22 protein-coding genes and 1 pseudogene are annotated in these 21,973 nt (G+C 66.1%); 6 read left to right on the top strand and 17 right to left on the bottom strand.

Annotation, left to right across the window (positions count from 1 at the left end; all coding sequences use genetic code 11):
- Positions 1–101 precede the first annotated feature (101 nt).
- From ABZW16_RS25640 to hsaB, 3 genes and pseudogenes are all read left to right on the top strand, one after another.
- Positions 102–479, top strand: a pseudogene (locus ABZW16_RS25640) (alpha/beta fold hydrolase); the annotation flags it as partial.
- Complete coding sequence (gene hsaC, locus ABZW16_RS25635) at positions 479–1,384, top strand: iron-dependent extradiol dioxygenase HsaC (RefSeq protein ID WP_354958570.1); 906 nt, start codon at positions 479–481, stop codon at positions 1,382–1,384. The pseudogene ABZW16_RS25640 and the gene hsaC, both read left to right, overlap by 1 nt.
- Positions 1,385–1,422: 38 nt before the next feature.
- Positions 1,423–1,998: a 3-hydroxy-9,10-secoandrosta-1,3,5(10)-triene-9,17-dione monooxygenase reductase subunit gene (gene hsaB / locus ABZW16_RS25630; protein ID WP_354958569.1), complete on the top strand. Its 576-nt coding sequence runs from the start codon at positions 1,423–1,425 to the stop codon at positions 1,996–1,998.
- Between the two features lie 116 nt (positions 1,999–2,114).
- On the opposite strand, the gene ABZW16_RS25625 is transcribed toward hsaB, so the two are convergent.
- Positions 2,115–3,557, bottom strand: coding sequence for an MFS transporter (locus ABZW16_RS25625; RefSeq protein WP_354958568.1), 1,443 nt, complete (start codon positions 3,555–3,557; stop codon positions 2,115–2,117).
- A gap of 114 nt (positions 3,558–3,671) precedes the next feature.
- On the opposite strand from ABZW16_RS25625, the gene ABZW16_RS25620 reads away from it, so the two are divergent.
- Complete coding sequence (locus tag ABZW16_RS25620) at positions 3,672–4,241, top strand: helix-turn-helix domain-containing protein (RefSeq protein ID WP_354958567.1); 570 nt, start codon at positions 3,672–3,674, stop codon at positions 4,239–4,241.
- Between the two features lie 73 nt (positions 4,242–4,314).
- Here the strand turns inward: ABZW16_RS25620 and ABZW16_RS25615 are convergent, their stop codons facing one another.
- From ABZW16_RS25615 to ABZW16_RS25575, 9 genes are all read right to left on the bottom strand, one after another.
- A complete protein-coding gene (locus ABZW16_RS25615; protein ID WP_354958565.1) occupies positions 4,315–5,070 on the bottom strand; it encodes a hypothetical protein in 756 nt (251 codons plus the stop codon).
- A gap of 37 nt (positions 5,071–5,107) precedes the next feature.
- Complete coding sequence (locus tag ABZW16_RS25610; protein WP_354958564.1) at positions 5,108–6,805, bottom strand: asparagine synthase-related protein; 1,698 nt, start codon at positions 6,803–6,805, stop codon at positions 5,108–5,110.
- A gap of 32 nt (positions 6,806–6,837) precedes the next feature.
- Entirely contained in the window at positions 6,838–7,314 is a 477-nt protein-coding gene (locus ABZW16_RS25605) for a hypothetical protein (protein WP_354958562.1), read from the bottom strand.
- A gap of 216 nt (positions 7,315–7,530) precedes the next feature.
- Positions 7,531–8,349 carry a hypothetical protein gene (locus tag ABZW16_RS25600; protein ID WP_354958561.1) on the bottom strand — a complete coding sequence of 273 codons (819 nt, stop codon included), beginning with the start codon at positions 8,347–8,349 and terminating at the stop codon, positions 7,531–7,533.
- Positions 8,334–9,224, bottom strand: a complete 891-nt coding sequence (locus ABZW16_RS25595) for a hypothetical protein (RefSeq protein WP_354958560.1) — start codon at positions 9,222–9,224, stop codon at positions 8,334–8,336. The genes ABZW16_RS25600 and ABZW16_RS25595 overlap by 16 nt, the downstream gene beginning before the upstream one ends.
- Before the next feature lie 318 nt (positions 9,225–9,542).
- Positions 9,543–10,577 (bottom strand): 4-hydroxy-2-oxovalerate aldolase, encoded by a 1,035-nt coding sequence (gene dmpG, locus ABZW16_RS25590; protein WP_354958559.1) that lies wholly within the window; start codon positions 10,575–10,577, stop codon positions 9,543–9,545.
- Positions 10,578–10,590: 13 nt separating this feature from the next.
- On the bottom strand, positions 10,591–11,505 hold the full coding sequence (locus ABZW16_RS25585) for an acetaldehyde dehydrogenase (acetylating) (protein ID WP_354958557.1): 915 nt from the start codon (positions 11,503–11,505) through the stop codon (positions 10,591–10,593).
- A 10-nt stretch (positions 11,506–11,515) separates the two neighbouring features.
- On the bottom strand, positions 11,516–12,301 hold the full coding sequence (locus tag ABZW16_RS25580) for a 2-keto-4-pentenoate hydratase (protein WP_354958556.1): 786 nt from the start codon (positions 12,299–12,301) through the stop codon (positions 11,516–11,518).
- Position 12,302: 1 nt separating this feature from the next.
- Entirely contained in the window at positions 12,303–13,943 is a 1,641-nt protein-coding gene (locus ABZW16_RS25575; protein ID WP_354958555.1) for an FAD-binding protein, read from the bottom strand.
- A gap of 105 nt (positions 13,944–14,048) precedes the next feature.
- Here ABZW16_RS25575 and kstD point away from each other — a divergent pair, with 105 nt between their 5' ends.
- On the top strand, positions 14,049–15,773 hold the full coding sequence (gene kstD / locus ABZW16_RS25570; protein ID WP_354958554.1) for a 3-oxosteroid 1-dehydrogenase: 1,725 nt from the start codon (positions 14,049–14,051) through the stop codon (positions 15,771–15,773).
- A 188-nt stretch (positions 15,774–15,961) separates the two neighbouring features.
- Complete coding sequence (locus ABZW16_RS25565; RefSeq protein ID WP_354958553.1) at positions 15,962–16,828, top strand: MaoC/PaaZ C-terminal domain-containing protein; 867 nt, start codon at positions 15,962–15,964, stop codon at positions 16,826–16,828.
- An 11-nt stretch (positions 16,829–16,839) separates the two neighbouring features.
- Here ABZW16_RS25565 and ABZW16_RS25560 read toward each other — a convergent pair whose 3' ends face one another.
- From ABZW16_RS25560 to ABZW16_RS25530, 7 genes are all read right to left on the bottom strand, one after another.
- Positions 16,840–17,217, bottom strand: a complete 378-nt coding sequence (locus ABZW16_RS25560) for a DUF5615 family PIN-like protein (protein ID WP_354958552.1) — start codon at positions 17,215–17,217, stop codon at positions 16,840–16,842.
- Positions 17,214–17,447 carry a DUF433 domain-containing protein gene (locus ABZW16_RS25555; RefSeq protein WP_354958551.1) on the bottom strand — a complete coding sequence of 78 codons (234 nt, stop codon included), beginning with the start codon at positions 17,445–17,447 and terminating at the stop codon, positions 17,214–17,216. Before ABZW16_RS25555 ends, ABZW16_RS25560 begins: the two co-directional genes overlap by 4 nt.
- Before the next feature lie 71 nt (positions 17,448–17,518).
- Positions 17,519–17,974 (bottom strand): hypothetical protein, encoded by a 456-nt coding sequence (locus ABZW16_RS25550; protein WP_354958550.1) that lies wholly within the window; start codon positions 17,972–17,974, stop codon positions 17,519–17,521.
- A complete protein-coding gene (locus tag ABZW16_RS25545; protein ID WP_354958571.1) occupies positions 17,971–19,257 on the bottom strand; it encodes a DUF58 domain-containing protein in 1,287 nt (428 codons plus the stop codon). The genes ABZW16_RS25550 and ABZW16_RS25545 overlap by 4 nt, the downstream gene beginning before the upstream one ends.
- 172 nt (positions 19,258–19,429) lie before the next feature.
- Positions 19,430–20,392 carry a MoxR family ATPase gene (locus tag ABZW16_RS25540; RefSeq protein WP_354958548.1) on the bottom strand — a complete coding sequence of 321 codons (963 nt, stop codon included), beginning with the start codon at positions 20,390–20,392 and terminating at the stop codon, positions 19,430–19,432.
- A 103-nt stretch (positions 20,393–20,495) separates the two neighbouring features.
- Positions 20,496–20,990, bottom strand: a complete 495-nt coding sequence (locus tag ABZW16_RS25535; RefSeq protein WP_354958547.1) for a hypothetical protein — start codon at positions 20,988–20,990, stop codon at positions 20,496–20,498.
- Positions 20,987–21,904 (bottom strand): DUF4129 domain-containing protein, encoded by a 918-nt coding sequence (locus ABZW16_RS25530; RefSeq protein ID WP_354958546.1) that lies wholly within the window; start codon positions 21,902–21,904, stop codon positions 20,987–20,989. Before ABZW16_RS25530 ends, ABZW16_RS25535 begins: the two co-directional genes overlap by 4 nt.
- Between the last annotated feature and the right edge of the window lie 69 nt (positions 21,905–21,973).

Here is a 21,973-nt window from a genome sequence, read left to right as displayed (position 1 = left end):
ACCGCGCTGGACGTGCTCGCGCGAAACCACGCCGAGCCAGTACCGCTGCCCGGCCGCGCCACCGGTCATAAAATCGCTGCGCGACGCCGAGCGCCAGGCACAACCTGGAGGCGTTCCTGCGGATCATGGTCTTCGATCAGTCGCTGATCACCGATGAGCTGATCGATGAGCGTTTCGCTTCGGCGAGCACACCCGAGGCACTGGCCGCGACCAGGGCGATGGGAAAGTCGTTCGCCGGATCCGATTTCGAGCAGGGCATGATCTGGCGCGACGCCTATAAGCTGCGTCAGCCGGTGCTGCTGATCTGGGGCCGGGAGGATCGGGTGAATCCGCTCGATGGCGCACTGGTCGCGACGAAGATGATTCCACGGGTGCAGCTGCACGTATTCGGTGCTTGCGGACACTGGGCCCAGCTGGAAAAGTTCGATGAATTCAACCGGCTGGCAACGGACTTCCTTGCTGGTGTGAAGGAGAAGTGATGAGCATTCGATCACTGGCGTATCTGCGCATCGAGGCCACCGATATGGCGGCCTGGCGCGAATACGGGCTCAAGGTGCTCGGCATGGTCGAGGGCAAGGGCGGCGATCCAGAGGCGCTGTACCTGCGTATGGACGACTTTCCGGCACGCCTGGTCATCGTGCCCGGCGATAAGGACCGGCTGCAGGTCTCCGGCTGGGAGACCGCCAATGCCGCTGATCTGCAGGACATTCGGGACCGGCTGGATGCGGCCGGGGTGCCGTTCAAGGAGGGCACCGCGCAGGAGAAGGCCGATCGCCGGGTCTACGACCTGATTTCGTTCGAGGATCCCTCCGGCAACACCCTGGAGGCCTTTCACGGTGCGGCACTGGAGCATCGGCGCGTGGTCAGCCCGTACGGGCACCGGTTCGTCACGGGCGAACAGGGACTCGGCCATGTGGTGCTCAGCACCAAGGACGATGCGGCCGCGCTGACCTTCTACCGCGATGTGCTCGGCTTCCGTTTGCGCGACTCGATGCGGCTGCCACCGCAGATGGTCGGACGTCCGGCCGACGGCGAACCGGCCTGGCTGCGCTTCTTCGGCTGCAATCCGCGGCACCACTCGCTGGCCTTCCTGCCCATGCCGACCCCGAGCGGCATCGTGCACCTCATGCTCGAGGTGGAGGGGTCCGACGATGTCGGGCTCTGCCTGGACCGCGCGCTGCGCAAGAAGGTGAAGATGTCGGCGACGCTCGGCAGGCACGTCAACGACAAGATGCTGTCGTTCTATATGAAGACACCTGGCGGATTCGATGTCGAATTCGGCTGTGAAGGTTTGGAAGTCGATGACGACGACTGGATCGCCAGGGAATCGACTGCGGTCAGCCTGTGGGGTCACGACTTCACGGTCGGACAGCGGCAGCAGTAATGAGTGACAGGGCGAGCGACGATACGGGCGGGAAGACCATGACAATCGACGAATACCCCGCGATCGACGGACGGCAGTTCCGAAATGTCCTTGGGCAGTTCTGCACCGGTATCACGGTGATCACCACCTTCGATGCCGACAGCGCCCCGATCGGCTTCGCCTGCCAGTCCTTCGCCGCCCTGTCCCTCGACCCACCCCTGGTCCTGTTCTGCCCGACCAAGACCTCCCGGTCCTGGGCGGCCATCGAAGAGTCCGGACGTTTCTGCGTGAACGTCCTGGCCGAAGAGCAGCAGCAGCTGTGCGCCCGCTTCGGTTCCCGCGAACCCGATAAATTCGCCGAAACCAGCTGGCACACCTCGGAACTGGAGCTCCCGCTCCTGGACGACGCCCTGGCCACCATCCAGTGCAAGGTGGACAGCGTCGTCGACGGCGGCGATCACTACATAGTGATCGGCCGAGTCCTGGCCCTGTCGGAGTCGACCAGCTCCGGCAGGCCGCTGTTGTTCTACCGTGGGCAGTACACGGCCATCGAACCGGAAAAGACCGTCCCCGCCCCCTGGCGCCACGACCTGGAGCATTTCCTCACCACCACAACGCTGGACACCTGGCTCTAGCGCTGCGGCGTATGTATGAGTCGAATCGCCTTCGCACGGACCATCATTCGTCTATGTAGGCGCCCCAGTGGCCCGACCCGAAGTAACTCGGGTCGGGCCACAGCTGCGTTAGATGGTCAGGTTGTGGGACGGGTGCTGCGGAAGGTCAGGGCGACTGCGAAGGTCAAGGCGGCAATGCCCACCGCTGCGGCGAAGGCGGTGGTAATGCCGCTGACCAGGGCGTGCTGTGCCGAACCTCCGGCATTGCGGGAGGCGGTGCCGAAGATGGTGACCAGGATGGCGAGGCCGAGGGAGGCGCCGGTCTGCTGGAGGGTTTGCAGTGCGCCGCCCGCGGCACCGGCTTCGGCCGGGGGCACGCTCGACATGATGATCACATTGAGCGGTGAGAAGGCAAGGCCGATACCGCATCCCATCAGGATCATGGCGACGAACAGCAGTGGGAAGTAGCCGCTGTCGACCGTCAGTCGGGTCAGCAGGGCCAGACCGGCCGCCATCGATATCGTGCCGACCACGGTCACCGGTTTCGGACCGAAGCGCGGCAGCAACCGCGGAATGAGCCGGATCATGGTGAACATCAGCAGTGCGGTCGGCATGAAGGCGAAACCCGTTGCCAGCGCAGACAATCCGCGCACTTCCTGCAGGTATTGGGTGAGGAAGAAGAACATCGACATACCGGCCATCGGGCCGAGGAACATATTGGCGTAGGCCGCGGCGCGATTGCGGTCGAGGAACAGCCGCAATGGCAATAGGGGCTGGGCCGTTCGCGCCTCGATGGTCAGGAAGGCGGCGACCGATGCCGCGCCGACCGCCAGCCAAATAACCGTTCCCGCATCGCCCCAGCCGTGTGACGCGGCGCTGATGAAGCCGTAGACCAGCGCGGCGACGCCGCCGGTGGCGGTCACTGCACCGGGCAGGTCGAGGCGCGCGGGCTGACGCTCGACGATCGGCAGATAGCGCAGCGCGAGCACGACCACGGCCAGGCCGAAGGGCACATTGATGAACAGTGCGGAGCGCCAGCTCAGCCATTCGGTCAGCAGTCCGCCGACTATGAGGCCGATCGCGAAACCCGCACTGGACATGCCGGAGAACAATGCGAGTACCCGCATCCTGGCCTTGGGTTCGCTGAATGTGGTGGTCAGCAGCGCGAGGGTGCTCGGCCCCGCCATGGCACCGCCGATGCCCTGTACGACACGGGCGATGAGCAGCCAGGTCGCCGATGGCGCCAGTCCGCCCGCCAGCGAGGCGAGTGTGAACAGTGCCGTACCGGCGATGAACAGGTTGCGGCGGCCGAACAGATCACCGGCGCGGCCGCCGAGCAGCAGCAGCCCGCCGAAGACCAGGGTGTAGGCATTCATCACCCAGGACAGGTTCGTCGCGGTGAAGTGCAGGTCGGTGCGGATGCGCGGCAGCGCCACATTCATCACCGTGATGTCGAGGATGATCATCAATTGGCAGGTCAGCAGGGTGACCAGCACGATGCCGGAGCGGAGCCGACCGGCTGTCGGGATGGCGGACGCGCGGGTATCCGCGGAGAGGGTGGTGGACAAAGAACGCTCCATCGCATGAGATTCAAGCGGAGGTAGCCTCCGTTTTGGATGGAGCTATCATATGGAGGGTTCCTCCAGTTACGCAACTCTATCTGGAGGGTCCTTCCGTTTTCCACTGGAGGGAATATGGCAGCACCGTCGACCGGACGGCCGATGCGCGCGGACGCCCGGCGCAACTACGAGCGGATCGTGACGACCGCTCAGGAGGCGTTCGCCGAACAAGGCCCCGAGGCGCCGCTGGAAGAGATCGCGCGCCGCGCCGGTGTCGGCATCGGTACGCTCTACCGGCACTTTCCGAGCCGCGAGGTGCTGGTCGAGGCCGTATACCGTTCCAGCATCGAACAATTGAGTGCCCGCGCCCACGACCTGCTCGAAACCCGTCCGGCTGCCGAGGCTTTCGAGCAGTGGCTGCGCGAACAGGTGCAATGGGTGATGGACAACCGCAGCCTCGCAACCACCCTGAAGGCCGGAATGGACAAGGGCTCGCCGACCTTCCAGCTGTGCCGGACTCTGATCACCGATGCAGCGGGCGCACTCCTGCAGGCGGCACAGGATGCCGGCGAAATCCGGCGCGATATCGAGCCGCGCGATCTGCTCAGATTCGGCCATGGCATCGGGGTCGCGTGCGAAACGGTGCCCGAAGCCGCCGATCGGATGCTCACCGTGACGCTGGACGGTATGCGCGCGTCGGACTGAACGTGCTGTGGCGGAAAGCCGAGGTGTCTCGTTGAATTCACGGTAAGCACGCCCGCGCGCGATCGCAACCGAATTATCGGACCGCACCCGCGGCGGGCCAGGTGTGCGATGTGCACGTGGCGACATCCGGCAATTCTTCTGCCAGGAAAACGGTTTGGGCCATCATCTTGAAGCCGGACATCTGTTCGCGGAAAACCTCGATGGACTCTTCCGGATGCACCGAATCGATGACCGCATGTGGGCCGATGGCATTGAACTGGTGGCTGACGCCGCGCGGAATCTGCATATCGACGAAGGAGCATGGCGGGACGATCAGGTTGTATCTGGTGCGGTGCAGGCCGGGCGGCGTATCCGGTAGTTCGTCCTCGAATTCGCTCGGCACGAAAGGCGTAACGCCGACGACATCGGTCACCCGGAACGGCGAGAGGCTGCTCACCCGGATGTGGGTGTCGGGACCGGTCATCATCCGGACGAAGCGCAGGCCGGTGTGCAAATGCATGCGCGAGCAGATGCCGCGTTCCTCGGCATTATAGAAATCCATGAGGTAGCGGTCGGCGAAGAAGCCGTCGAAGGGGGTTTCGATCATATAGACGTCGCCCTCTTCGAAGGTCTGGGACCGGACGATGCCATCCGCATCGGGGGTGGTGGCGGCACGACTCGCCTTGGCATTGCGGACTATCTGGGCGAACGCTTGGACGACCACCGCGGCGACCTCGGCCGGAAATTGCGCGACGGGCGTGACGACATTGCATCCCGCATCCTGGAATTCGGCGAGGTCGTGGATTTCGTTCTCATCGTCTGCGCGGTACTTGATTCGCGGATCGGACATGCGGCTCCTCGGTGCTACTCCAACGGACGAATGCGGGTCACGGCCCAACGTCGAAGGAACGCAACCACAGCTCCAACGACAGCACCAGCCACAACTTGCCGCCCTGTCGCGGCAGCAGCGCGCCGTCACCGCGCAACCACGAGCGGATGGTGTCCTCGCGGAACAGGCCACGCGCCCGGGCCGACGAGCCGAGCAGCAGGTCGTGGCCGAGTTCGCGCAGCGGTCCGGAGAGCCACTGCTGCACCGGCACTCGCATACCGCTCTTCGGACGGTCCACAATGGTGCCCGGAAGTAGGTCTCGCACAGCCTGCTTGAGAATCCACTTCTCGCTGGTACCGGCCAGCTTGTACCGACCGGGCACGCGGAAGGCGTGGTCGATCACGGCGCGGTCGAACAGCGGCGCACGTCCCTCCAAACCGCTTGCGGCGGTCAGTCGTTCGACCTTGGTCAGGATGTGATGTGCGCCCTTGGTGCGCAGATTCGTATGCAGCAACTGGTTGAGCAGGCCGGTCATTCGCCCCTGGCGCAGGTACGGGGCGATCAGCTCGGTCAGCGGTGGCGCATCGGTGAGTGCGGTCAGCACGTCGGGGCTCAGTAGCACCGGCAGGTCGCTGTAGCACTTGCGGTAGCTGTCCAGATAGGCCGCAGCCCTGGCGTCGGGAGCCGGATCGTCGCGGGACAATTCGAAGATCAGCATCGGCAGGTTCTTGGGACCGCCGAAGACCGGGTCGCCGCCCTCGCCATTGAGCACCACCCGAATACCGTCCGCGGCAACGGCTTCGGCGAGCATCAGATTCGGTACGGTGAGCGGATCGCCGACCGGGCAGTCCAGCAGCGATACCGTCTCCGCCAGTCGCGATGCGACCGTCGCACCTGGCACGGTGAGTATTCGATGTTCGGTATTGCAGTGCGTGGCAACGAGACCGGAGTAGGCGAGTTCGTTCGGTGTGGTGCCGCCGAAGCTGATGGAATACGACCGCACGCGCTGATCGTGCAGCTTGGCGGCGAGCGCAGTGACCAGACTGCTGTCGATACCGCCGGAGAGCAGCACCGCGACCGGTTCGCACGCGGGCAGGCGCCGGGCGACCGCGTCCTCGAGCAGTTCACGCAGTGTCAGCGCGTGGTCGGCGGCCGAGCGCGCGTCCTCGATTTCGATCGGCTCCCAGTAGGTTTCCTCGGTCATCGAGCCGTCGTCGTGCAGGCGAACGCAGCGGCCGGGCAGGACCTCGCTGATATCGCGCAGCAGCGTCTCGCGGCCCGGCAGGTAGGCGAAGGTGAGGAATGACCGAACCGCGGGTAGATGCAGTCCGGTGCGCAGTGCGGGCCAGCGGTGCAGTGCGCGCAGCGAGGTGGATGCGGCCCAGCCATGGCCTGCGCGCGCGTGGAAGAGCGTGCGGGTGCCGACGTGGTCGCGGATCAACACCAGATCGGTACCGTCGGCGATGGCCAGTGCGAACATGCCGTCCGCTGTGGCGATTCCGTCGAGTCCGAAACGGGCGTAGCAGTGCAATAGCAGTTCGCCGTCGGCGCAGTCCGGTGATACGTCCGCGCCGAGTCGGGCACGCAGCCGGGCGGCGTTGAACAGCGTGACCTCACCGACCGCGGTCAATGCACCGACGGTGAAGGGCCCCGCCGCGATGCCGGGACCTTCGAGCAACCCCAGCGCATGACGACCGATGACCGACACCGGATCACCGCCGACCGCCCGCACCTGACCGGCCGGGTCATCCGGCATCTGGAAAGCACACCAACGAGACATGGTTCCCCTCAGCCGAAATCGCCGCCGTCATCCCGGCCGTCATCGTCCCAGCCGCCATAATCGCCGCCCCCGTCACTGGAACCGGACGACTGCGCAACCGCCTGTCGGCGCAGTTCCTCCTCTTCCTCGGCGGTCAGCGAAATCGGCGGCATAACCAGCGCGCCCAGCAGTGCGCCCGCGGCCACAGTCGCACCGAGCCGACCACCGAACGAGGATCGATTCACCGTCAGCACACCGTCACCCCACAGCGTGCGCCCGAAACCCGCCTCCCGCCCGTACACAACGGATCCATTGCGGTACACGCGTTTCACGATCTTCGGACCGAGCGCCTCATCGGTCCCAGCGCCACCTCGATCATCACGCCACGACACGACCCCCTGCGCATCACGAGTCCGCCACTCCTGACGCCCATCGGCATAGCGCCGATGCACGGACCCATCTGCAAGCAATTCATCGGTATAGGTGATCTGCCGATGCTCCGACACGGCACTCCCCTTTCCTGCGTCGGGCCAGACCAACAAGCCCGTAGTCCTGCGTAGTTCGGTCACATGCGTTATCAGCACGCGCACCCCGCAAACCAAGCGATGCACTGCGCGGCACCGACGGCGTCCCACTCGATCCAGCGGGCGTGCCACAGCCATATTCTCCCCGTGATCGACCGACCGCCAGCACACCCTGCTGACCCACGGCGGCATGGAAACTCATGCGGCGGGCCAGGTCAGGAAGCCTGCTTTTCGGGCGCGGCGTAGCTCGGTGAAGGTGCGTCGGGGTGGGCGGACCTCACGGACGAGGCGGTGGACCGTACGCAGCAGCGAGGCCGGGCGCACTGCTTCGACCTCGATGTACCGGCCGCGGCGCAGCCATGCGCGTTCCCACGAATCCAGCTGGGCCGCATACATGTTCGGCACCGGTCCACGGACATGGGGCAGGTGTAGTGTGCCTGCTTGGCGCGGGCGTAGGCCCAAGGGGACGACTCGTACGCCGTCGGGGATTTCGGTCAGTTCCCTCAGCCGTGCTGGGAAGGTGAGTCCGGCAGCGTTCGCATCGTGCAGCAGATAGATGGTGCCCTGGACGCTTGCGAGCATGCCTGCGATGCCGGGATCGAGGGGGAGTTCGGCTGCGCTGAGTACCGGACATGCGGATTCCATCGGTAATCCGTTGGCGCGCAGCATTTGTGCGATTGCATCCGATTCGCAGACGAGCAGCCGCGGTAGGCCGTAGTCGAACAGGTCCGGTTCGGGTGTGTGCCGTCCGGCTCGGGTTGACTCCGGTGGCGCGAGCGTCAAAAGACCTGGCAGCTCGCCGTGGCGGTCGAGCGCGGTGCGAAACGACGCGTAGCTCAGCGGTGCGGGGACCGTGAATGCGAAGCGCCGTGGGATCCGATGCACCGGTGTGATGATTCGGCACACCTCGTAATAGAGCTGGCGCTCGGTGAATCGGATACCGCTCGGCGCGGCGGCTCGCTCGGCGGCGATGCGCAGCAGCCGATCGAGCATATGCGGTTTCACCCGGCCGGCCACGTGAGGAAACCTACCTCGCGGGCGCGCCGTCGCTCCGGATCGGCCGCATCCTCGACCCGCTCGACCGCCCGTTCGAGCACCGCGAGCAGTTTCGCCGGCGCAATCGCGGCGATCGGCGACCACCACCCTTCGGCGAGCCATTCGATCTCCGCCGCCGAGAGCGCTTCCCCGCGCAGAAATGCGGTATCGGACTCCGGCGGTCGAGGCTCACGCAGCCGCAGCGCCGAGGCATTGGCCAGTACCGCGCGCGGCCACAGACCGACCGGCACGACCCGGGTACCGAGCGCCACCCGAGCCTGTCCGGCCAGGGCGACACCGGCCAGACTGGCATCGTGCAGCACGATCACCGGCACATCCGGTGGCAGCCGATCGATGCGATCCGATAGGGCCATATCCCAGGTCCGCGACACATCGTTCGCGGCAAGGCAGGCCAGCACGCTCACATCCGGGCACAGCACGGCGAATCGGGGCCGCTGCACGGCGGGTGGTTTCACCAGCGATTCGTCCACCGAGCCGGGCGGCGGACCGTTGTAGATCGGGGCCCACCGGCCGACCACATCCCGACGGAAGACGTTGTACGACACCAGCATTCGGACCGAGGCCCGACTCAGGAACCAGGGCCGCACGAACTGCAGACCGACAATGGCCAGCGCCAGCACCAGCGCACCGAGCGGAATCACCACCCCCGCCGGTGCCGCGCCACTGACCATCAGGAAGAAGGCCACCACCACAATGGCCACCGAACCCCCGATGCGCACCCGCTTGAACACCTGTAGCACATCCGGAACCTTCTTGCGCCCCGCCGCATACCAGAGCTGCGTCAAGGTATACCGCAGCCCCCGCCCGTCCCCGAGCCGCTCGGCCAGCTTGCGCATCCGAATATCGTGCAGCCCGAACGGACTTTCCTTCGGCTCCAGCGCAAACTCCCGCTTACAAGTCGAACAGCGCCGCCCCCCACGCTCCTTGCGCAACAGATTCGCATTGCAATGCGGACAGATCACGCCTCATAGTCTCCGATTCCCCCACCACCCGCGACCCCAAAATTCCAATGTTCACCGACCCGTCAGCGACCGACGCATATCCGCTGGGCACCGCGCATAAGTTGCAGCCTGTGCGCGGTACCCACTGGATATGCGGCACCCCACGCAAAGGCCGCGACCAGTCGGGGACCGGTCGCGGCCTTGCGGTCCGGGTCAGGCGGAGACGGTGGCCTCGCGCTGGAGTTCGAGGGCGATATCGATCAGCTGGTCCTCCTGGCCGCCGACGAGTTTGCGCTTGCCTGCGCGGACCAGCATCTCGGCGGCGGAGACGCCGTAGCGTTCGGCCTGACGTTCGGCGTGCTTGAGGAAGCTGGAGTACACGCCTGCGTAGCCCATCATCAGTGCCTGGCGGTCCAGCAGGCATTCCTGCGGCATGACCGGGCGGACCACGTCCTCGGCCGCATCGGCGATCGCGAAGAAGTCGATACCGGTCTTGATGCCGAGCTTGTCGCAGACGCCGACGAATGCCTCAACCGGTGTATTGCCCGCGCCAGCGCCGAATCGCCTTGCGCTGCCGTCGATTTGCTTCGCGCCCGCGCGAACAGCATAGACGGAGTTGGCAACAGCCAGGTCCAGGTTCTCGTGCCCGTGGAAGCCGACCTGGGCATCATCGCCGAGTTCGGCAACCAGCGCGGCGACCCGGTCCGAAACCTGTTCGAGCACAAGCGCACCCGCGGAGTCCACCACGTAGACGCACTGGCAACCCGCGTCGGCCATGATGCGGGCCTGCTTGGCCAGCGCTTCCGGCGGCTGGGTATGCGACATCATCAGGAAGCCGACGGTTTCCAGTCCCAGCTCGCGCGCAAGACCGAAATGCTGGATCGACACATCCGCCTCGGTGCAGTGCGTGGCGATGCGGCAGATCGAGGCACCGTTGTCCTGGGAGATCTTGATGTCCTCCTTGACGCCGACGCCGGGCAGCATGAGCACCGCGATCTTGGCCTGCTTGGCCGTCTCCGCCGCGATCTTGACCAGCTCCTGCTCGGGAGTGTGCGAGAAGCCGTAGTTGAACGACGAGCCGCCGAGTCCGTCGCCGTGGGTCACCTCGATGACCGGCACACCGGCGCCGTCCAACGCGCCGACGATATTGCGCACATCGTCGACGGTGAACTGGTGGCGCTTGTGGTGCGAGCCGTCACGCAGTGAGGTATCGGTGACGCGGATGTCGAGTTCTGCTGAATAGACCATATCGAAGGCTCCTTTACACCCGGGCCGACAGAATCTGCTGTGCCATGACCTCGCCGACCTGGGTGGCGGCGGCGGTCATGATGTCGAGGTTGCCCGCGTACGGCGGCAGGAAGTCACCGGCGCCCTCGACCTCGACGAAGACCGAAACCTTCGCCATACCACCGGAAACCACCGACGGCGGGTCGAACTGCGGCTCGTTCAGCAGCCGGTAGCCGGGCACGTACTTCTGGATGTCTTCGACCATCCGATGGATGGAATCGGCGATCGCATCGGTATCGGCATCCTCCGGGATCGCGCAGAAGATGGTGTCGCGCATGATCATCGGCGGTTCGGCCGGGTTCAGAATGATGATCGCCTTGCCGCGCTGCGCGCCGCCGATCGTCTCCACACCACGCGAGGTGGTCTTGGTGAACTCATCGATATTGGCGCGGGTGCCCGGTCCGGCGGAGACCGACGATACCGAGGCCACGATCTCGGCGTAGGGCACCGGCACCACGCGCGATACCGCCGCGACGATCGGAATGGTGGCCTGACCACCGCAGGTGATCATATTGACGTTCGGCGCATCGAGATTCGCACCGACCAGGTTCACCGGCGGTACGACCGCGGGCCCGACGGCGGCGGGGGTGAGGTCGACCGCGCGGATCCCGGCCTCGGCATATTTGGGTGCCGCGGCGCGATGCACATACGCCGAGGTCGCCTCGAAGACGAGATCGGGCAGTTCCGACTGCGCGAGCAACCAGTCAACGCCCTCGTGCGAGGTCTCCAGCCCGAGCCCGCGGGCGCGCTTCAAACCCTCGCTCTCCGGGTCGATTCCGATCATCCACTTTGGTTCCACCGTGGTGGAGCGCAGCAGTTTGTACAGCAGATCGGTGCTGATATTGCCGGATCCGACGATCGCGGCGGTGACGGTCCCCGTTTCGGACACGGCCAGCCTCCTATTTGAATTGCAAACGGACAGAACCGAGTCCGGCGAACTCGGCATGGAACGAATCACCCGCACGGGCGTCGATGGCGCGGGTGCAGGAGCCGGGCAGCACGATGTCGCCCGCCTTCAGCCGCACCCCGAAACTGGCCACCTTGCGGGCCAGCCAGGCCACCGCGATGACCGGATCGCCGAGCACGGCATCGCTGCGGCCCTCGGCGATCACCTCGCCATTGCGGGTGAGCACGGCGTCGATGGCCTTGATATCAATGTCTTTCGGCGCGACTCGCGCCGCGCCGAGTACGAAACCGGCCGACGACGCGTTATCGGAAATGGTGTCGGCCAGCCCGATCTGCCAATCCTTGATCCGCGAATCGATCAGCTCGATGGACGGCGCATACGCGACCGTCGCGGCGAGCACATCGGCCTCGGTGCAATCGGCACCGGGCAGATCCGCGCCGAGGATGAAGCCGACCTCGACCTCCACCCGGGGGATCAGATAGCGCGAGGTCTCGACCGGAACATCCTCGAATACCTGCATATCCGCGAGCAGATGACCGTAGTCGGGTTCGTCGACACCCATCATCTGCTGCATGGCGAGCGAGGACAGCCCGACCTTGTGCCCAACCACCTTCGCGCCATTGTCGAGCTTGCGCCGGATGTTGATCAGCTGGATCTCGTAGGCGTCCACGACATCGATATCGAGATGCCTGGCGATGAGGGGTTCGATGCCGACCCGGTCGCGCTCGGCGACGTCGAGTTCATCGGCCAATTCGATTCGTACCGCGTCGGACAGCACGCTAATTTCCTTCCACTGTTGTCGCTTCGGGCACGGCTGCCCGCGAAAGCCCGTCGACACCTGCCGCGAACCTGCCCGCACGCCGACCGGAGAAAATGCAGTCGGCCAGGGACAATCCGCTGACGTAGGAGTCCGAGCAAATACCGACCGCGGTCCGCCCGGCCGCGAACAGGCCGGGAATATCGGTTCCGGCAGTCGATTGCACGGCTCCGGTGCTCTCGTCGACGACCACGCCGCCGAGGGTGAGCATCGGACACGGGTTGATGACGCTCGGCTTGATACCCACGTCCAACAACCAGAACGGCCCGGCCCCCACAGTTTTGGTGAACTCCGCGGGCTTGCCGACCGGATCGGGCGCGCCGTTCTCGATGGCGGCATTGTGCTCGGCGACGGTGGCACGCAGCCCGTCGGCATTGATACCGGCCTTCGCCGCGGCGGCGTCCAGGGTCGCGCCGCGCACCGCGGTCCGCCGCATCGCCTCGAACTGCCCGCGCTGGAACCAGGCCGACTGCGTCCGGATCTGCCCGATCGCGGTCCGCATGAGCTTGTCGTCGGCGAGCAGCCAGCCCTTGCCGTCGTGTTCGGTGATCAACGCGTGGCCGACCGCGGCACCGTAGCGGGTCTCATCGATGACCCGGCGGCCGTCCGCGTCGACCAGTACCGAACCGGTAAAAGCGCTGGGCGGCAAGATGAACCGCCACGCCGAGATATTCCCCATCCGATCCGTCGCAGCACCGACCTGCCGGGCCATCCGGATCCCGCTGCCGTCATCGGCGGTGGTGCCGAGTGCGAGTCCGCCGCGGTAGCGCGGCCCGTATTCGCGCAGCATGTCCCGATTCGCGATGAACCCGCCCGCGCTGAGTACCACACCGCGGCGGGCCTGGATCCGAATCGTGGTGCGGTAGCGGCGATCCAGCTTCACCAGCCGACGCTCCAGCGCCTTGCGCAGCGGCGGGTAGTAGATGCCTGGCTTGGCCGCGATTTTCGCCATCCGGGCGTAGCGGTCCCGGACCGCTCCCGGGGCGTCGCGCAGGGTCTCGCATTCGACGCCGATCACCGTGCCGTTGTCATCGACGATCAATCGGGTTGCCTGCGTGAGGGCTTCCACCCGAACCCCGCGCCGCGCGGCCGAGGCGGCCAGTGGACCGGTGAGCTTCTTACCCGAGGTGCCCTTGCCCTTGACGCGGTGTCCGCGCTGGGCGGGCACCGCGACCTCACGCCCGTAACCGGAGACCTCGCTGCCCGAGTAGTAGAGGTAGTAGCTGTCATTGGGGTACGACGTCTTGTACGGACACAGCGACGCCTCGAACGGCACCCCGTGCCCCTGCAACCATTCGATCATCGCGGGGCTCTCGGCGACGAATCGCCGCAGCGTCTCGGGCCTGACGGCGGTGCCGACTTCACGCTCGAGATAGGCCAGCATCTGCTCCGGTGTATCGCGCACACCCGCCTCGTGCTGCACCGATGTGCCGCCGCCCGCGTAGATGATGCCGCCGGACAGTGCCGACGCGCCGCCACCGGTGAAGCGCTCCAGCACCAGCACCTGAGCTCCCGCATCCGTCGCTTCCAGCGCGGCCGCCGCACCCGCGGCGCCGAATCCGACGACGACCACGTCGGCGGCCAGGTCCCATTCGAGGCCCATGTACATCACTCCGGTCAGAAACTGAAACAAGTTTTCTCGACGAATGGAACGCCGAGCAAGTCTTCTGCCACTCAACATAGACCAAATGTGCCCCCATTCTATAACGTGTTCTACATGACTGATCCGGTTAATGATCCACAGAGCTACGACGTGGTGGTGGTCGGCAGTGGTGCTGCAGGTATGACCGCCGCCCTTGCCGCAGCCCACCATGGACTGAGTGCGGTGATCATTGAGAAGGCCGCGCACTACGGCGGGTCGACCGCGCGCTCGGGTGGCGGTGTGTGGATCCCCGGCAACAAGGCGCTCGCGGCGTCCGGCCGGCCCGATGACCGTGAGGATGCACGCACCTACCTGCACAGCATCATCGGTGACGTGGTGCCGAAGGACCGGATCGACACCTACATCGACCGCGGTGCGGAGGCCTTCGACTTCGTCCTCGACCACACGCCGCTGAAGATGAAGTGGGTGCCCGGCTACTCCGACTACTACCCGGAGGCTCCGGGCGGCCTCGGCGCTGGACGCTCGTGCGAACCCGCGCCGTTCGACGCCAAGGTCCTCGGCGAGGAGCGGTTCAATCTGGAGCCGCCGTACGCCAAGGCTCCGCTGAATGTGGTCGTCATGCAGGCCGATTTCGTGCGACTCAATCTGATCCGCCGCCACCCGAAGGGCATTATGCGGGCGATGCGGGTCGGCGCCCGCACCTATTTCGCCAAGTGGACCGGTAAGCACATCCTCGGCATGGGGCAGGCCATTATCGCCGCCATGCGCAAGGGGCTCCTGGATGCGAATGTGCCGCTGCTGCTGAACACTCCGCTGACCAAGCTCATTGTGGAAGACGGCGTGGTCACCGGCGTCGAGGCCGAGCACAACGGCGAGCCGGTGCGGTTCACCGCCAAGTACGGGGTGTTGCTGGCCAGCGGCGGTTTCGAGCACAACGCCGAAATGCGCACCAAGTACCAGCGCCAGCCCATCACCACCGAGTGGACCACCGGTGCGGCCGCCAATACCGGCGACGGCATCAATGCGGGCATGGATGTGGGCGCCGCGGTCGGCTTCATGGAGGATTCCTGGTGGGGGCCGACCATCTTCAAGGGCGGTAAGCCCTGGTTCGCACTGGCCGAGCGGAATCTGCCCGGCACCATCATGGTCAACGCCGACGGCAAGCGATTCGGAAATGAGTCCGCTCCTTACGTCGAGGCTGTGCACACCATGTACGGCGGCGAATACGGGCAGGGTGAAGGTCCGGGCGCGAATATCCCCGCGTGGCTGGTTTTCGACCAGCGCTACCGGAACCGCTACATCTTCGCCGGATTGCAGCCTGGTCAGCGGTTTCCGTCCCGCTGGATGGAAAACGACCTCATTGTCAAGGCCGATAGCCTCGAGGAGTTGGCCACCAAGATCGGCGTGCCCGCGGACAGTCTGGCGGCGACCGTCGAGCGGTTCAACAAGTTCGCCGAGACGGGTAAGGACGAAGACTTCGGCCGCGGCAACAGCCATTACGACCGCTACTACGGCGATCCGACGGTGAAGCCCAACCCCTGCCTTGCGGGGCTGGTGCAGGGCCCGTACTACGCGGCCAAGATCGTGCCCGGTGACCTGGGCACGAAGGGTGGTCTGGTCGCCGATACCGCCGGTCGGGTGCTGCGCGAGGACGGCACTGTGATCGAGGGTCTGTATGCCTCCGGCAATAACGCGACCCCGGTGATGGGCCACACCTACGCGGGCCCGGGCGCCACCATCGGCCCCGCGATCACCTTCGGCTACCTCGCGGTGCTGGATATCGCCGAACGCAAGAAGCAACTGTCGGCCGAGGCTGCGGCCGAGGCGTGAGCGACCGAGGGGGCGTCTCACCGAGCGGACGCCCCCTTGCCCACGCGGATGCGCTCGCCGCAGGATCGATTCGAGGCAACCGTCCCCGTGAGCGACGAACCGCAGGCCACCTCGCCGGACCACATCCGACCAGGACCGGCCGCACCGGGCAGATGAATCTGTCCACAAGCATTCACAAGGAGAACTCGATGCCCATCGATCCGAAAATCGCCCTCGGCGCGGAACTGCCCAGCCGGGAGTTCGCCTGGACGCCGTCGGATGTGCAGCTGTACCAGCTGGGACTCGGGGCGGGCACGCGCTGGACCGATGCGGCCGAACTGCGCTACCTCGACGACCGCACCCCGCAGGTGCTGCCGACCTTCGCCACCGTCGCGGCCACCTTCCACGACACCGAACCGCCGAAGGTCAAGTTCCCTGGCATCGATATCGATCTCGCGAAGGTGGTGCACGGCCACCAGGAGGTCGAAGTGCATCGCCCGATTCCGGCCTCCGGCAAGGCCACCAGCACCGGACGCATTACCGAACTGTGGGATAAAGGCTCCGCCGCCGTTGTCGTGCAGGAGCAGACCGTCACCGGCTCCGACGGCGAACCCCTCTGGACCGCGCGCTCATCCATCTTCGCGAAGGGCGAGGGCGGCTTCGGCGGCGAACGCGGCCCGAGCACGAAAGCCGAACTCCCCACCCGCACCCCGGATTTCGACGTCACCACCCCAACCCTCCCCCAGCAGGCCCTGCTGTACCGCATGTGCGGCGACCGCAACCCCCTGCACTCCGACCCCGAATTCGCCCGAGCCGCAGGCTTCCCCAACCCCATCCTGCACGGCCTCTGCACCTATGGCATCGTCTGCAAAACCGCCACCGACACAGTCCTCGATTCGGACGCAACCCGCGTCACCGGCTTCCGCGCCCGCTTCGCCGGCGTCCTGTACCCCGGCGAAACAATCCGCACCCGAATCTGGCGCACCGAGAGCGAATTGACCATTGCCGCAACGGTGGTCGAACGCGACGACGCTCCAGTCCTCAGCGACGTCACCCTGCGCTTCCAGCCCGCCTGAGCCCCGGGGCGTCAGGCGCGACTGTCCGGGTCGCGGTCGGCGTGTGCAATCAGCCGATCGCGGCCCAACTCTACGACAGAGTTCTCGGTGAGTAGGCCGACAATGTCATCCAGGTGGTCGGCAAAGATCTGCAGCAGTGCATTGTTGGCGATATTGCCGGTCGAAACGATCAACAACCTGGACGGACACCCGTCGAGCACGTAGCCGATCCAGAAGTCGCGATCTTTGCTGATGACCACACGGTTCTCGAAGTCCGCGAGTTTGGCAATGTCGTCGTCAGCCGTGCGGTTTCCTTGCTCGAGTTGCGATGTGTGCATAACATCGTGACCCGTCGCCTCCAGGAACACGGCCAAGCGCCGAGGCAGCTGAGCGTCGACGAGGAACTTCACGCCGCGTTGAAAGGAATCGTTGTCCGCTGGGCGGTCACGATTGCGGCGTACTCGAGCGCCGCCAGCACGTCGTCACCTTCGAGATCGGGATAGTCGGTGAGGATGTCGTCGATGCTCATGCCTGCGGCCAGCAGCTCGAGGAGCATCTCCACGGGATACCGGAGGCCGCGCACCACCGGCTTACCGTGGCAGACGGCAGGGTCGGAGGTGATGCGTTCCAGTCGGGACATGCGAACCACTCTACCGGTACGGGTGGCCGCGCAGGTTGCTCGTCGAGGCAAGCCGACCGACTACGGATGGCTCAGGAGGGGACGGGGGTGGTGTCGTTAGTGCGGCGGCGTTTGGTGGCTACGCCTTGGACTACCAAGGCGTACAGGAGGACTACCAGGATCGGTGCGGCGATCGGGACCCAGGCCAGGCGTAGGGGGAGCAGTGCCGCACATACGGCGACGGTTGCGAAGGCTACTGCGCCGATTACCGAGGGGACGGTGGTTGGGACTACGCCCGCGGGGGCGGAGACGGTGGCGGTGTTGAGGAGGTAGGCCGTTGCCACCAATCCTGTTGCTGCGGCGGCTAGTACGCCGGTGTCGGCGGCGGCTAGTACGCCGATTGCCAGGAGGACTGCGGCGGTGGCGGGGAGGCGGGACCACCAGCCTGCTGCTACGAGTACGACTGCGGGGAGGCCTGCCCAGGGGGTCATCAGGGTTATCGAGGTGACCAGTAGGGCGCCGGAGAGGATTGCGAGGAATCGGATCATCGGCGTACCCGTACTGTTCGGCGGTGCTCGGGGATCAGTCGCATTACCTGGTCCAGGCGGGCGTCTTCGGTCCAGGCGACGATGTCCACGCCGACGGTGCCCATATCTCGATACATCGAGGCGCGCTCCAGATTCCACATTCTGGCGAGGGTTGGGTCGAGCTCTTCTTGGAAGGGGGTGCCGCGCAGTACGTCTACGACCACCACCACATGGCCGCGCTTGCGCAGGTCGATGAGGGCGAGGGCGAATTGGGTGTCGAGCAGGGTGGAGAAGGCGACGACGATGGCGCCGAGTGGGACGGCGGCGTGTGGGGCGAGGGTGCCGGTGGTCGGGATGTGCTCATCGCCGACATCGAGGACGGTGTCCACGATCCGATAGAACTGCCGCCGCCCGATATCGGGGCGCAACCAGCGGGGGGACTGGCCGAGGCAGACCACCGCGGTGCGATCCCCCGCCTGCAGCGTCGACTGCACCACCTGCGCCGCACCGCGCACCGACAGTTCGAGAGAGTCGGTGGCCGGACCCGGTGCCTGCTGCGAAGTGTCGACGAGCACAACCACATCCGCGGATCGGTTGGTGAGCCGCTCGGTGACGTAAAGCCGCCCGCGCCGGGCGCTGACCGGCCAGTTCACGATTCGCAGCTGATCACCGGGCGCGTAGGCGCGGATATCGGCGTACTCGACGCCCGGACCGTGCTTGCGGGTGAGGTGGGTGCCGAGCCGTTCGGGAAGTTCGGTGCGCGGCAACTTCATTCGCTGCGGGTCGGTGATCGGATAGACGAAGAGCTGACCCGCTGGCAGCACCGCGGTCGCGACCGACAGACCCGCCGGACTGAGCGCGGAGACCCGGACCGATAGCGGATAGCGACCCCAGCGGTCCGCCGTCAGGGCCAGCCGCAGCCCGGCGGGTGCCGTCCCGGAATCGATCGCCTCCTCGGTTTCGATTGCGAGGCCCGCGGACTTCTCCGCAGTCAGCCGCAGCAGTGCATGGCCCGATTCGACGAAGGCGACGATCGTCGTCACGATCTCCTCGGACTCGAAGCAGCGCAGCGTGCCGCCGCCGTCGACAAGGATCCGCGTCGTCGACTGCTGCCATGGCGCGGTGGCGAGCACACCGAGCAGCGGGGCCGCGAATACGACCAGCTGCCAGCGGCCGAGTACCAGCGCAAGCACCAGCGCGACGGCCGCGGCCACCGCCAGCATGAACACCAATGGGGCCGGGCGCCAGTGCAATTCGGCCTCGACCGAGGTGCTGATATCCCGGTGTCGCGCCCCACCGGCCATCGGCTCGTCGCGGCTCGGTCGTCGCGCGTCATAGGCCCGGGCCGCCGCGATCCCCTGGATAACGGCGTCCGGTTCGATCCCGCCGGACTGCGGCGCTCCCGGCTGTATCCCGCCCGACTCCGTCGCATCCGGCTGGGAAACACCTGGCTGGGTCATGTCCTCCCCTGCCGCATCAGGTCACCGATGCGCGCGGAACCGGCAGACGGCGCAGCAATTCGGTGATCACGTCCTCGCCGCGGATCCGACGCACCCACATCTCGGGACGCAGGGTGATCCGGTGCGCCATCGCCGGAACGGCCAGCGCCTTGACATCTTCCGGAATCACATAGTCGCGTCCGAGCAGCAGTGCGCGGGCCCGCGACATCTGCACCAGATCGAGTTCGGCCCGTGGGCTCGCGCCCACCTCGACCTGCGGATGCCCGCGCGTCGCACTCGCGAGCGCGACCACATAGCTGACCACATCCGGATGCACCGTGACGAACTCGACCGACTGCCGCATCTCCATTAGCCCATTCGCATCCACGACCTGGACCACCTGCGGTGTCGCCGAACCGCGCTCGAGGCGGCGGCGGATCATCTGCCGTTCGTCGTTCTCCGACAGATATCCCAGCCGCAGCTGCATCGCGAACCGGTCCAACTGCGCTTCGGGCAGCGGATAGGTGCCCTCGTATTCGATCGGGTTATCGGTGGCGAGCACGATAAAAGGCTGCGGCAGCGGGAAAGTCTCGCCATCGATACTGACCTGACCCTCGCCCATTGCCTCCAGCAGCGCGGCCTGCGTCTTCGGCGGCGTGCGGTTGATCTCGTCGGCCAGCAGCATATTGGTGAACACCGGACCGCGCCGGAAATTGAACCGGCCCGATGACATGTCGTAGATGGTGGAGCCGAGCAGGTCGGCGGGCAACAGGTCGGGCGTGAACTGCACGCGGGTGAAGTCCAGGCCGAGCGCGGCGGCGAAGGACCTGGCGATGAGCGTCTTGCCGAGGCCGGGCAGGTCCTCGATCAAGATGTGACCGCCGGAGAGCACGGCGATCATGATCAGCTGCAACTCATCCCGCTTGCCGACGATCACTCGGGACAGTTCCCGCAGTACCGCCTCGCTGCGCTGGATGGTTGCGTCCATCGGCATCGTCATTTGTCTACTCGCACTTGCCTCAACCCATTCTCTTTCGGCCGTATCCAATTGCGCATGATCGGGAACCCGCCTCCTCCGGGCCCGACCGCTCATGCCGGGACACTTACATTCTCTGCAGACGGCGCAGGATTTCGTCCAGTGCCGCCCGCCCGGGTGCGGGCGTCGTCTGATCCCGCAGCGCCGAATTGGCCGGATCCACCCAGAGCCATAATTCCGGGCCGAACTGCAGTATCCCGGCGGCCTCGGTCGCCTTGCGGTTCTTGGCGACCCGCAGTCCGGTGGACAACTCGAACTCCTTGGCCAGCAGCGGACGCAGGTGCCGATCCCAGTCGGCTCTGGTGCCGTCCGCGCGGTCGGCGAGCATTTCCGCCCTGGCATACCAGTGCCGCAGCATTTCCGCGGGGCCGTTCTCGATGTAGTCCTGCTCCGCATCGGCCCTCGGGCCGGACCTGCTCGACAGCGACCAGATCAGCGCAATCATGACCAACGCCACCGGGATTCCGGCGGCGATCAGCAATGCGCCCCGTGCCCGGCCGAGCGTGATCAACTCGATCAGCACGATGATGATCAGCGCACCGAATACGATCGCGCGATTCATACCATCTCCCCCTGCAGATCCGCCAAAACGATGCGCAGCAGCTGTTCGGCCCGCATCCGCTGCCACTCCAGCATCGAATGCGGACTGAATCTGGCCTCCTCGAACAGCGCGACCAGTTCCCTGGCGGATGCGTCGTGCAGTGCGCCTCGTTCGAAGGCGCGGGCCAGCACTTCCATGGGGGTATCGGAGGCCAGTGGCGCGGCCGCGCGATCGAAGGACAGGCCGCGTTCCATCGCGACATAGCAGGCGATAATGGCCTCACGCGGATCCTGGCCGGGCGCGTTCATCGCGGCCAGGCCCATCTCGGCCGCGCGGGCCAGCGAACCCGCAACCGTAGGCGCGGTAGGGGGCAGCGGTGGCGCTGCGGGACGCTGCTTGCGCTGACCCGCCATCGCGACCGCGATCACCCCGGCCAGTGCGGCACCGACCAGCGCGATCGCGGCAATGGTGGCCACCAGCATCGCCGTGCCGCCGAGATGGGGGGTCGGCGCGGCATCGGGCGTCGGCGCGGTGGTGACGACCTGCTCGGTGGTGCGGCCCGAGCCGTCTCGCGGCACCGAGGACGGCACCGGCTCGCCCTCGCGCCCGAAACCGACGAAGAAGACCGCCGACGCGGCCGCAACGATCAGGGAAACCACCGCCAGGGCGGCCAGGATCAGCAGGCCGACCCGGCCCAGACGTCCGTGTCCGCGCTCGGAATCACGATCCACCTCCGGCATGGCCAGCGGCAGCCGGTGCTGACTGGCGATCACCCCGGCGATCAGGATCACCAGCGATACAGTGAGCAGCACCGGCATCAGCACCACCGAGATGGCCGATGGCACCGTGCGGTGGTCACCGGAGGCATGCGCCCCGGGAATGTGGCCGCGCAGCGCGATCGCGGCACACGCCAGCAGCGTGATCAGCACGATCACGCGCGTTATCGGCGCTCCCGCCCTAACCACCTGCTACCACCACATCTGAGTAAAGCTCTGAACAGGCAC

It is taken from the genome of Nocardia sp. NPDC004604 (genome assembly GCF_040609795.1).
Classification (GTDB): Bacteria; Actinomycetota; Actinomycetes; order Mycobacteriales; family Mycobacteriaceae; genus Nocardia.
The sequence above is the reverse complement of the archived record's forward strand: the minus strand, read 5'-3'. Positions and strand labels throughout refer to the sequence as shown.